This window comes from Leptothoe sp. EHU-05/26/07-4 (genome assembly GCF_043421015.1).
GTDB lineage: Bacteria > Cyanobacteriota > Cyanobacteriia > Phormidesmidales > Phormidesmidaceae > Leptothoe > Leptothoe turfae.
Map to the genome: position 1 here is coordinate 402293 of NZ_JAXSQV010000008.1, position 14631 is coordinate 416923.

At 48.8% G+C, this 14631-nt stretch carries 1 protein-coding gene; it reads left to right on the forward strand.

Annotated elements, in window-relative coordinates:
- Positions 1-32: 32 nt before the first annotated feature.
- The coding region (locus U2F10_RS34820; protein ID WP_499874738.1) for a Tc toxin subunit A-related protein at positions 33-14631 on the forward strand (14599 nt) is incomplete at its 3' end.

Genomic DNA, 14631 nt, shown 5'->3' on the forward strand with positions numbered 1-14631 from the left:
CCCCCCACATTCATTTCTGGAACAGAATTCCTATGAGTATGATCTCCAACATTCCTAACTACGCAGATCTCTTTGGTAACATCGACTTTAAGGCAGGTGACGAGTCTCGTTCTGTTTATTCTCCTGCAGCCTATTTGGTCGACCTGCTGCAAATGCTGGACGATGAGTTTGTGACCGACGAAGCTGATGAGGATGCCGTCGATTTTCACTCACGCCGGAGTGATATCCAAGGAATTGATCTGGATGCCGAAAACACTACAACGCTGATTCCCTATCTGGATATTGTCAACGAAGTGCTAGAGGGTCGGGTTGACAGTACCGACTACGAAATACGAGAAGCCTTAGAAGCAGCAGTCTTCGGTGTCTTGGAGGGGGCAAGCTATCCTTTCAACATGCCGTTTTCCCTAAATAGTGAAAAGGTCAAGAACCATCTAAATCACCTAGGCATCACGGCCCATGAGTTGCGTCGTCTCTTTGCGACTACAGCAGACTACACCACCGTGGCGCGGGAATACCTGGGGCTGTCTACAGCAGAGTGGACGGCTCTGTTAGAACCTGATGAGGTAGCTGCCTCATCTGTCATGGCCTATGGTTATATAGCGAACTATGACATCGAACTATATGATTCCCTGGCGGATGTTGACGCTCTGCCGGAGGGTGGGACAAGCCTGGTAATTGCGGCAAAAATTGGTGCTTTATACTACATTCGTATCTTTGACAGTACTGGAAGCATTATCTTTGATCAAAGTAGTGATGACTTTTCAGACTCAACTGAACTGCTGTCTCTATTAGCGGAGATATTCGAGGATATCTCATCAATTGATGCCGATAAAACGGCTGAATTGCTAAGCGAAATTAGATCCAGTCAAGCAAGCGTCCTCAGCAACCATTTAATCAGTCTTCTATCCACCGTCACCAGCTTTATGGAGACGACGGATCTAGAATCCCAGGAGATGTTGGAGCTGCTGTACCAAAATCTTTATGTTGACCCGTCCGATCATTCCGCTGTTGAAGCTGGTCGTGGGAGTTTTTATATTAATACCGGTACCAGCAATGGCACAGGCTATGTCACTTTGAGCGATGACGAGACTACTCTGGAGTGGTCCGATGGCGGTGCTGTACCGATTGAGTGGTTTGACCGCACCAGTCGTTTTGTGCGGCTAGCGCAGAAAACAGGTCTGAGCTTTACCGACTTAGACCATATTTTGCGCCACTGTTGTCAGGTTGACAGTGTACCTACGCTGAGTGCCGATACTCTAGTATATGTCGCTCAGGTGGTCTATATTCACAAGACTTTGGAGCAGCCTCTTGATACAGTTGTTGCCATTCTGAGTGAGATCTCATATGTGGGTAGAACCAATGAGGATCTGCCTCAAGACCAGTTCAACCGGATTTTTAACTTGCCCTGTGTGTCTATCGATGAAAAATATTTTTATATTACGGATCAGACTGGGGAGCTTCCGGCTCAGTATAACGACACTACTTACCATACCTATACTCAAATCGACTATGCAGAAGATTTATTTAGCGATGACAATGATACCTACCGTCAGCGTCTGCGCCATGCTTTAGGGTTTACTGAAACCGATCTGATCAATATTACTGAACGTCTGGAGTTTGAAGAGGTCGCTGACAGCAGCCTTTGGGAGAACACTGGCGATGCATACCAGTGGAATTTGTTAAATGTGCTTTACCGTATTTCGGCCTTATCCAATGCGCTGGATGTACATTTCCTGGAGTTGTTTATTCTCTTTGACCTGCTGGAGCAAGATCCCTTTATCGGTCGACTAGATTCCCAAACTCACTTTGTCTATCAGGTGCCCAGTACTCAAAAGTGTTTTGAAATCTTGATGGCCCCTGTCAACAGCGATACCCACAGCATCAGCGATCAGCTGTGGCTGTTTGAGTCTCTGATGGCCTTGACCAAATGGATGAAGGAGTTTGGCTACTCACCAGAAATGCTGTGGGCAATTGTCAACGGTGCCCCCATGACCGACAAGGCAGAAGAGACTCAGAATGCCCAGGATCTTGCCCTTTACAATACGCTTTTACAAAGCTTTCAAGCCAAAGAAATGCAGCCGGATACCCTGGCAGATGCGCTAGGCGATCAGCGGGCTTCTCACTTTGCCTTTAATTTGATGCAGCAGCGCCAGGAGGGGATGAGTGGGGATATGCCGGGCGATATGGAGAAGTCTTCCTATCGCTGTAAGTCAGGTGCCCATAAGAAGCGGAACAGATATAAAAACCATAGCAAGAAGCTGGGGATGCACCATATGCCGAGCATGGTTCACGGCACGCTCTCTATGCTGTCTGCCTATCCAGAGTCGGGGATGCATCCTAAGGCTGCCAAGGGCTATCATCGGCATCTGCTAATGGCCTATGAGCCCCGCAAGATCCAGGCATTGACTGAAGAGTTTATTCAGCAGCTGGCGGTCATTCACGACTATGAATTTGTGGACTTACAGTTTGGGGGCAAGCTTCACGAGAAAATTGTTAAGAACCTGATTAACCATCAGGTGATTGATGGCAGTGGCAAACTCTTGACCCAAGATTGGATCGATGGTCAGCTGCCCGCTGTGGAAAACTTTCAGCTAGAGTTCGATTTTAGTGAAATTCGTCAGGATGTCTTTGAGATTATCCACGGAGTGTACCAGGAGGAAATGGCGGGCCAACTGGACGAGAATGACGAGATTCAAGTGCAGGTGTTTAAGTCAGACTTTGAGGGCTTGGGTCTTTCTGTCGCTGAGACACGGGAACTGTACGACAATCTGATTTATAACGACTACATAGATGAGCAGGGCTTTGTCACAGATGTGGCGATGTTTAGTCATGCTGACGGCGTTGATGAGTTGTTTCTCGATGCAGATTTGGCAGAATTGACCGATCAGGTGCATCATCTACTCCAGCAGCAGCTAGATAAATTTGCAGCCAGTAAGATCCAAATTAATGCTCAGATGTTTGCTGAGCTGGATCTAGATCCAAACGCCCTTAAGGATTTAATCCGCAACCTGCAGATGAATCGCTACATTGACAAGCACATGTTTGTTGTCGACAAGATGCGCATTGTTGATGAAGGACCGAGGATGACGGGGCTGGCGCTACAGTTTTATCCCCATCGCGAGGCCATTTCTAAGGTATTGCATAATGCCATTGTTGCTGATCAGGCCACCTGGCTACAGCTAGATCAGAACGAATTAGCCAAACTAGCAGCCAAGACAGTATCCCGCTGGGTGCATGAGGATCTGCAAGAGGATGGGTACTTAAACGGTAATCAGCTGCAATCGGGTGCAGGCGCCTTCTTTAAGCAGGAGGACAATCGCGAAAGCTTTGGTTTGCGTAACTATTTTGATGATAGTCAGAATGCGATCGCATTTGACCACCTAGCCAGCATCGTCACCTATGCCGACCAGTATCGCCTCCAGGATGAAAAGCTCACAGCCCTGGAATTTAATGCCGACGAAATCGAAGCCTTAAAGCACAACCTAACCGACATTGACGTCCTGGATGAGCAAGATCTTCTGCAGGCCGATCGGATTCCCTTTTTTCTGGTGCCGGAAAATGCTGCCGCCTTCCATCTTCCGGGCTTTGAAGACTACAACCTGGAAGTGTTCTTCCAAATCCACGACATTGCCAAAGCCATCAATGGCACAGTCAAGGCTGTTGACCAAGCGCTAAAAGCCCACACCGACGAGCAGCAGAGCGCCATTATCGAACAGCTGCAGGGAGTGCTAGGCATTAACCCAGATGCAGTCAAAGCCCTATCCCAGGCTGTGTTTAAGACTGAAAACAACTTGCATTTTGCTTGGTTAAAGCCCCTGCTAGAGGACGCCAATGCCCTGGGCCAGCTAGATGAACTCCCCAACGATATGCACTACGCCCAGGCGGTAAAGCGCATTCGTCAGTTTGCCTTGTTAATTAAACAACAGCAGCTGGATATCCATGAGATTACCCTGGCCCTTGAAGATCAAGAGCTAGTGGCTAAATTCCCAGAAGACTTGATCTTACCTGATAATCCTGACAGCGGCAGTCCCATTACCAGCGTCGATGCCCTCTTAGAGACAGACGAATTTATCTATCTCTTCAAAGATGATTACTACTGGATTTATCTGGCCAAAGACTACACTCTAATCGACAAAAAAGAGATAGATCTAGATAGCGAGGACGACCAGGACCTGGTTGATCTACAAAAAGACGATGAAGCCCTGCAGAAAAGACTTAAAGAAGACCCCATTCGCCAGCTGTTTGACGAAGAAGAGGAGCTGAATCAAGTGGATGCAGCCTTTATTGATCGCCATGGTACCTGGGTAATTATCAGTGATGCATCCCACTATGTGAGATATGCCGATGGCGATAGTTGGGATAAGCGAGATAACAACTTTGGTCAGGTAGACAACGACTTTGACAACTTGGAGATGATCGACTCGGCCTATGTGGATTCTGAGGGGAGGCTATTCCTATTTGCCAACGATAAATATGTGCGGTACTCAGATATCGGCTCCACCCTAACCAGTAGCCTTACCGTCGATCAGGGTTATCCCAAGTCCATTGCTGAGGACTGGAACAGCGAGAATCTGGCGATTCAACTGCCCGCTGAGTATGGGGAGGACTTAGGCCCCATGTTTGATGGGGTAGACGAGTACAGCTATGCCTTTTTAGGCAATACCTATATCTCTTCAGAGGATGGCCAGGTGCGCCCTGCTGCTGAAAAGTGGGGACATCGGGAATATAACTTTGGCCACCCCAGCCAACTGAATGCGGCCCTGGCCTGCCAGGGGAATTACTACCTATTCTTGGACAACAAAATTGCCAAGTATGTGGGCAGCATCGAGCTGGCCAACCTCCAACCTGAAGACAGCTATCCCAAGGGGATCCATCAGGAATTTAGCGGCCTGCCCGATGAATTTACCGCTGGCATTGATGCCGCTCTCTATGGCTGGGATGGAACCATCTACCTGTTCCGGGATGATGAATATGTCAGCATCGACCCTAGCACCAATACTGTCAATGAAGTGACCGACACTACCGGGGAAGTCACCCTGGCCCAGGTAACCCGTGAGCAATGGGGTAAAGTGGCCAACGATATTGCCGATAGCGGCACGGTGGATGCCGCCTTTGTGGGACTGGATGGATACACCTATTTGTTCTCCGGTGAACAATATGTGCGCTATTCCGGCCATGACTATACCCAGGTGGATGATGGCTTTCCTCGGGATATTGCCGAAGATTGGGAAGGGCTTACCACCGTCACCGCTGCTTTTGTGCTGGGGAACAAGACCTATCTATTTGGTACTAAGACCACCGAGACTACCGAGACCACTGAGGTCACCGAGGCTGAGATCGGCACAACCACAACCACTGAAACTGTTGACGGCGTCACCACCACTACCACAATTACGATTAGTGCAGATGGCACAACAACGACAACCACAACCACAGAAAATGTATATGTACGCTACTCTACCCTGCATAAGGAGGAAGACGACTACCTAGAGGTGGATGAAGAAGACCCCAATGCCCGTGTGATTGAAACGGTGCTGGCTAATCGCCCCGATGTGGATGAGATCGAGGTGTTCCCTGCCCTTGTGAACGATGACTTTTGGAGTTTGCCAGAGAGCGTCACCAATGGGGCGACAGATTTCCAAATTGATGCAGTGATGAATGGCCCTGAGGGGAAGGTTTACCTGTTCTACCTAAGTGCCGAGGATGGTCTCTACTACTACATTGAGCATAATTACTCCAATCGCTGGTGGTCAGAACCCAAAGTCCTTTCAGATCAGTGGGATCGCAATGTCAATGGGCTGGCTGATGAGCGAGTAGTCGCAGCCTTAATGGGGACAGATGGCAAAACCTACCTGTTCTATGGTTCTAAATTCCTGCGGTTTTCTGATGCTGAGCTACGCAACATCGACTATGGCTATCCCCGCTTGACCCATAAGGTTTGGGGTAAGGTGCGCAACAATATTGAAAGAACCGGTAAGGTAGATGCCGCCTTGATTGTAGAGTCTCGCTGGGAGGAGCAGGATAAGAACGGTCAGCTGGTGGATATGACGGCTAATCACACCTATCTGTTCTCTGGAGATCAGTTTTTCCGGTATGTGAACAGTGACTACAGCACCGTTGAGCAGGGCTATCCCCGCTCTATCTATCGCCTCAAAGACGAACCCCGTTTCCGAGGCTTACAGGTCGCCTTCCCTGAGGGCATTGATGCCGCCTTTGCCGATCAGCGTCAGGTCTATCTGTTTAAGGGAGACAGCTTCCATGTCGTGATTGGCGATGAAGACAACTACAAACAGTATGACAACGACGCCTTTGCCGATGTGCAAGCGGCACTTCAGGAAAGAGGAGAGAACTACATACTCAGCGGCGACACCTGGTATCAAACCAGCCACCTGGAAGCCCGTACACTCACCCAAACAGAAGCCACTCCCCGCACGGTACAGCGGGTGGAATCACTGCTGGAATCCGATGCTCAAGCCATGACCGATGTGAGTGCAATACTCCACGGCAGCGATGGCAAAAGCTATGTGTTTGCTGGTGACAAATACTACGATGTTGAGCTGGAGCAAAGCTTTACCATTGCCGACGTCTGGGGGCGTTCCCGCAATCCCATCTACGACCAGGAAACCATTGATGCCGCCTTTGTGGGTCGCGATGGGGTGACCTATGTGTTCTCTGGGGAGTGGTTTGTGCAGTATGACGCCGATACCTCAGACTATACCGCCAGCACCGTCACCTATCCGCCCCGCCGCATTAGCGACAAATGGCGGGGGCTCAACAATGTTGCCCTGGCCTATGTGTGGAAAGAAGACACCTATCTGTTTGAGCGTCCCGATATGGATGGCAACTTCCGCTATCTGCACTACATCAAGGATAGCTATGACCAGCCGGTGCCCCTATACGAGGGGGATTTCAGCCTGTGGGACATGCCGGAAGAGTATCAAGAGGAAGGATTTGATGCCATTGATGCCATCTTTGTCCACGAAGAGAATCTAATCTTTATTAGCGATCAGAAGTTCTTGAGCTTCAACCTTGACACTGAGAACTGGGGCTTTCCCCAGCCCCTGGAGCTACTCTACCCGGATGTTCCGTTTAATAAAACGGACTTTCAAACCTTAAAATCTGGGTTTGTGGGTAACGATAGCACGGTCTATCTCTTTAGCCAGGAACGCTATGCCGCCTTTGACGACAATGACGATGACTGGACGGTTGTGACAGACATCAAGGATGCCTGGGGACGACAGAAAAATATTTTCGACAGCGATAATCGGAAGAGCCACTGGCTGGATGCCGCCTGGGTGAATCCTAGCGATCGCACCACCTATCTATTTGCTGGGGACTCCTATGTGCGCTACAGCGGCGACGACTATCGCTATGTAGATGAGGGCTATCCCAAAAAGATTGCCACCTATTTGCGTGACGAACCCGCCTTTGCCTTTATGACCAAAGAGTTCCAGCAGCATTTAGATCAGCTAGAGGCAGACTACGACGGCGAAACCCCATTCTTTGACGGCTTGATGGACAATGGCCGCTGTCTGTATTTCTTTACCAACAACACCGTCTTTACCGGCAGCCCCAACAAATATGTGGCCTACGATATTGATGGCCTGGGCCATATCGATAACAACTTTACCCTGGGGGGCTATATCGATGCCGCCTTTGTGGCCGCTGTCGATGACATCGAAAAGCAGATGACCTATCTGTTCTCTGGTGAACAATATATTCGCTATACAGTGGAACAGACAGGAGATACCCCCTACCGGGGCGACTGTTATCGCTATGTGGATGAGGGCTATCCCAAGATTATTGGCGAAAGTTTAGCTGAGGAGCTAGGGTTAGACAGCCTACCGGAAGACTATCGCAACGGCATTGATGCGGCGTTTTACCTGGCCACCGATGCCAGCGAGCTGGGGCTAGTGCTGTTTAACGAGCGCAATTATCACCACGTTACCGACCTACAGACCGATAGTGCCGCCGGTACCGAAGGGAACGTCAACGAGATTTGGGGTCATCTGGACAATACTTTTACCAGTGAGTCCGGTACCCAGACCGTTGATGGGGCCTATGTGGATGGTGAAGGCAAATTGCTCGTCTTTAAGGACCAGCAGTTTGTGTGCTACAGCGATACGGCAAACCTGTTTGCCCTTAACCCCTACGATGAGCCCCGCTACGTGGATATGGAGTATCCCCGTGATATTAATGAAACCTGGCCTCAGCTAGATGACACTATCCTCACCGACAGCGGTGTGAGCACTGTCTTTAAGTTTGAAGATGAGATCTACTTCCATACGGGAGAAAAGTTTGTCACCCATAACCTGGACCTGAGCGACCACGACGCTGAAAAGCCAGTGCAGGTGCTGGCCTATCGCTGGGGAGAATGGTCTGATTATCTCCTGAGTGATATCCATGCCATCACTCGGTTTAAAGACCTGGGCCAGCGTTTTACTGGCGGTAATCTCACTCTGACAGAACTGATCAGTGGGGCCAAGGGCAAGGTGAAAGAGCCCTATATGCACTTTGCCGCCATCTTTAACTTTGAAAAAGAAGACGTACGCTGGGTCAAACAGCGCAATGCCTTCCTGGCGGACCCGGTGAATGTGATGGAAGAGGACTTCCACCTGGAGCTGGTGCTGCGTCTCTACGATATTCTGGCCACTACCCAACGGATGCGGGCGGATGTATCAGAGCTGTATAACAATGTTTGGCGGCCCCTCTACGACTCTGACTATTGGTCCAATGGTCAGCCTGATGTGAGTAAGGCGGCGACGGGTGCTTACGATGTGCTGGTGTCGGTGGACTGCGATAACAACTATGCAACCCTGGTTAAACAGATTACCAATGAGGTCAATACCCTCAAGCGGGATGCCCTGGTGCCCTATGTGATTGCCAATGATGATGAGATCACCACCACCCGACAGCTGTACCAAAAGCTGCTGATCGATATCCAAATGGATAGCTGTGCGGAGACCTCGCGCATTAAAGAAGCAACAGCGGCGGTTCAGCTGTATCTGCATCGTTACTTTATGAATCTAGAAGAGGTCACTCTGGAGGGTGATGACACCAGCGATCAAGAGGCCCTGAAGGCCAATCTGAAGGAACGGTGGGAATGGCTTCAAAATTATCGGGTGTGGGAAGCGAATCGCAAAGTCTTTCTCTATCCAGAAAACTACATTCGTCCTGAGCTGCGGGATGCGGATGTAAAGTCTGCTGCCTTTAAGGCCCTGGAGTCGAGTTTGACCCAAGGGAAACTTACGGATGAGTTAATCGAAGAGGCCTATGTCACCTATCTGGACTCTTTTACAGAAGTCTCTGAGTTGACCATTGCCGGGGGCTATGTTTACGACGATACCAGTTCTGATACCAACAACAAGGTGTTGGTGCTCTTTGGCCATACCCGCACCGACCCAATGCGCTATTTCTATCGCTTTGCCACCTTTGTTGGTGGAGAGAGCTCCGCCATTATCTGGGACCCTTGGGAAGAGCTAAATATTTCCATTGAAGTGGACCATGTAAAACCGGTCTATGCCTTTAATCGAGTGTTTGTGTTCTGGGCTGTGATTGAGGAAAGTGCAGAAGATCCGTCCTCTGCCGTTGTCACCACCAGCGGCAGTGATAGCAACCAAACGGTTTCTAGTCAGGGTAATAGCCAAAAGGAAATCAAGATTTACTATTCCTTCTACAACCTCAACAAACGTTGGAGTCAGCCTCAGTTACTGCAGACTAGCTTTGAAGAGACCAGCTACACAACAACACTGACTCTCAATGATACGGCCCATACATTGACCGATCTCAAGACGTCTTTGTACATTTCCGATGCGGATATTTTTGTTGAAAACTCCAGCAAGTTAAGCGATGACGATTACGAAAATATCTACATCAGCGTGCGTTACTATCTGAGTGACACCTATGATGACTCAAGTCCTGCCGGGCCTTACTATCGCGCCTATAATCTCACACCAGAACTGTACTCCCAGGAAGCTGCAACCCGCAGCATAGAGAATCGTGGCCAGGAACTGTTTGCTCAATTGTTTCCAGAGGAGAGCAGTATTGAGGAAGATAAGGTGGTCATGCTGAGCTACAGCGATGACTCTATAGATGGCCCCTGGTTTGCCTATAATTACAATGGCTCTGGCTTTTTGGTGAAACCAAATGAGACCGCCCTATCCGACGACATCGGATTAAAGGCCATGAGTTCGGATGCCCATCTCTCAAACATCACCTCAGAAACTAGCATCAATGCAGCCGTACAGGTGTTTGACGATGATGATATCTACTATTTCCTGGACGATGGCACGTACATGGCTGTTTCTGTTGATGGTGATATTTCTGAAGGTCCCCAAGCCATTAGCAGCCGCTGGGGTATTCGGGCTATCGAGATAGACGATAGCATCACCATTGATTCAGCGTATATTGCTGCTGATGGCTCCGCCTATGTAATCCTGGAAGGAGCAATGTATAAATATGATGGTTCCTCCTTCTCTACCTTGACAATAGTCTCTGAATTATCAGAGACCATTACCGACTTGCCAGATAGCTGGAGCACCGTTGACGCTGCATTTACCTATGGTGATGTAACGTTTTGGTTCAACAATAGTGACGGCTCTATCTTACGCAGCGACAGTACCGATAGCAATACGGTCTCATTTGTCGATAGCTTTGGAGTATCCCTCGAAGAACAAGATGATGACTCTAGCATTATTAAAATTGACCAAATTGATGCGGCCTTAATCGGTACCGGGACAGTTGGCACAGAAGGAAAACTCTATCTATTCTGTGGGACACAATATCTCCGCTACTCCGTGGATAGTGATACTAATGAATTTAGTTCTACTCCGGATGCAGATTACCCCAAGACCCTAGCCGACAACGACGAGGGACTGCCCCAGTGGACTCAGGTAGATGCGGGCTTCACCTTTACGGATAGCGCTGAAAACGATATTACCTATTTATTTAACAACGAAAACCATGTGTACTATCAAAGCAACGCTACCAGTAGCGAGCCTTCTACTACTATTGGTCTTTGGGGTGCTGTTGAATCTACCAACTTGAATAGCGAAGAACGAGTAGATGCGGCCTATGTTGCCGATAACTGTTTATATCTGATTCTCAATACGGAGGACAGTTTTGGTAGCACCAAAACAGAGTATTATCGCTATTCGTTGTCAGATGATACGGTGCCACAATACATCGACAGTGATTACCCCAAGACTTATTCATCATTGTCATCAGACGACATATCAAAAGTGGCGAGTAGTTGTGCTAGGAAAATAGAGATTGTTTACGATGAGCTTGACGATCTTGATGTGGATCTTGAAGAAATACTTACCCAGCTTTCAACCATCCAAGACACTTTTGAAAATGCTGGCGATATGGCTGACTTTGAGACTGCAGTCATTAACATAGAAAATGTTGTCGCTGATCTAACTGATCTAACTACAAACGGTTCGACACTTCTGACAACGATGGAGTCAGAGATCGCAAACTTATCCTCGCTATCGACATCACTAGAAAAATTCATCACTAACAGCAGACTAGGTGATGAAATCGACGCTGCTTTTGTGCTCGAAGATGACAATGATGACGATGATGACAGTAACGATAGTTACTGTGTCTATCTTTTCTCAGGTACCAATTACTATCGTCTTAAGAACCTCAGTGAAACGAGTCAGCTAGATACTCCACTGTCGATTTCAGGAAGTTGGGGAAATATACCTGCCGACATCCGCTCCGCTGGGATAACGGCTGCTTATAATTACACCAACAGCGACGTCTCTAAACTGTATTTGATTCAGGATAGTTATTACCTGGCATACACCGACGCCTTACCGTATGAAATTGATACTGTGAAGTATGAAGTGATTCGCCTAACATCCAGTACGGCTGAGCAACTTAACCAAATCCTATTCGCAGGTGAGATTAGTGACTTTCTAAAAATGTCAACCCAGGAGATAAATGAATCACCTGCCATCAGCTTTGACGACTCAAGTCCTAACAATATTCAGATGAGTAGTACCTGGTTCAATACAGAGCCGGTTAACAGCCATCTCGACTTCAACAGTGCCAACGGTCTGTACTATTGGGAAATCTTTTTCCATATACCTTTCCTGATTGCTCAGACCTTAAATACGGATCAACAGTTTGAATATGCCAAAAAGTGGTACGAATATATCTTCGACCCCACAGCAATATCTGATTACTGGAAGTTTCTCCCGTTCCTGGCGGTCGATCCGGATGCGTTGCTGACTACCCTCACCAACGATTTAGACGCCTTTGAGGCTCTTACCAGTACGGATACAGTGGCAACTGCTCGAACGGCTCTAACCAATCTAGATAGCATGTTAGCTGGCTACCAGAAGGTGTTTCTCGGCCAAGAAGATCTAGATACATACGAGGATGCCTCTGGGACAGATCTGTCTACTATTGCAACCTGGGAATATGTCACTGATCTCGAGTCAGCCATCAACAATCTCGCAACCACTGCTGACGAGTTGTTGGCCACTTGGCAAAGTGAAATGCTAGAAGTAGTGGCAATCATTAAAATTCTTGATTCTCGTCTTGAGCTGATGCACAATTACAGTGCTCAGTTAGCAGAATACTTAGATGATCCCTTTGATCCCCATGCCATTGCAGCCCTGCGTCCCATTGCCTATCGCAAAGCGATCGTTATGCGCTATATCGACAACTTGCTGGACTGGGGTGATATGCTCTTCCGACAGTACACCCGCGAGAGCATTAACGAAGCACGGATGCTGTACATTTTGGCCTATGACATCTTGGGTGAAAAACCCAAGAATATGGGCCGTGTGGTACTGGAGTCCACTAAGAACTACAGTGACTTCTACACCGATCAAGACGGCAATTCGGTAGATCCCAATGAAGCTTATGATTTCCTGATTGATCTGGAAAACACAGTCACCGATGGAGTGGTCGATTATGAACAAAGCCTGAGCTTTGCTGCTACCCAGTTTGATACCATCACTAATCCCTATTTCTACCTACCAGAAAACGAGCTGTTCACCGAGTACTGGACCCGAGTAGAAGATCGCCTGGGTAAAATTCGGGCTTGTCTAAACATTGACGGTATAGCCCAGCCCTTACCGCTGTTCCAGCCCCCCATCGATCCCATGGCCTTGGTCAATGCAGTGGCTGGCGGTGGGGGCATGGCGGCAGCGGCAGCTATGGCGGCTGGTGCGGCGACGGTGCCCGACTATCGCTTTAGTTCCCTGATGGCCAAGGCGCGGGAACTGGTGACCAAGCTCAATGGCTTTAGCGACGCTCTACTCTCCGCGCTGGAGAAGAAAGATGCTGAAGAACTAAGCCTTTTACAAAACAAACAAGAATCCATACTGCTTGACCTCACCACATTGTTAAAGGAGGAGGCCATTCAGGAAGCCGAGCAATCTTTGCTGAATCTGCAGGAAACGAAACTGGGGGCCGAGCAACAGGAAACCCACTATGCCGATCTGATTGATGAGGGCTATCTACCCGAAGAACTGACACAGCTGTCCATGATGGGGATTGCGGCCACATTGCATGGGGTGACCGCATTGAGTAAATACATGTCTGGTCTTTCCTACATCGTGCCGCAGTTTACGGCGGGTCCCTTCAGCTTTGGTGTCACCACTGGTGGGGAAGATATTGGGTCCATGTTGGCCCAATTCGGTGAGGCCATTCAATCTGGAGCTGAGGCCCTGAGTATGGGGGGCGAGGTCGCTGGTGTGGCGGCCCAGTTCAAACGCTCAGCGCAGGATTGGGCTCTGCAAAAAATGATGGCAACCAGTGAAATCCAACAGCTGGAGTATCAGATTCAATCGCAAAAACATCAGCTTGCGATCGCAAAGCAAGAAAAAATCATCCACGAAAAGGACATCGAAAACCACCACGCCATTGCCGATTTCATGAAGAACAAATTCTCCACGGCGCAGCTCTACAGTTGGATGAGTGGCAAAATCTCGGGCCTATACTTCCAAACCTATAAGCTGGCCCACGATTACGCCAAACAAGCAGAACAAGCCTTCATTTTTGAAAAAGGCGTTGCCGCCAGCCAGGTCAACTACATTAACGGCATGTATTGGGATAGCCAGCGCAAGGGACTGCTGTCGGGTAATAGCCTGGGTCATGACCTGGATCGTCTAGAAAAGGCCTATCGAGAAACCGATAGCCGTCGTCTGGAAATCACCAAGAGTATCTCGCTATTGGAACTCGACCCCATGGCGTTATTAAATCTCAAAACCAAAGGCTTCTGTCAGTTCCGACTGTCTGAAGAGCTATTTGACTATGATTTTCCCGGACATTACAACCGCCAGATCAAAACCGTCTCCCTGGCCTTTGATGTGGGCGAAGGACAGCAGGTAAATGCCACCCTGAGCCAGCTCAGCAGCAAACTGGTTACGGCAGCGGACATCAAAGCAGTGAAACATCTGATTGATCCCTCCAATGAAGCCACCCCCAATGTCCGCGTCAACTGGCGCGCCAACCAGCAAGTGGCCCTCTCCCATGTGGATCAATACACCGAAAACAACGGCATGTTTGAGCTGAACTTTGGCGATGAGCGCTATCTGCCCTTTGAAGGCACCGGGGCTGTCTCCAACTGGCGCTTAGAACTTAACGGCATGAAAGGGTCCTACAACCCGG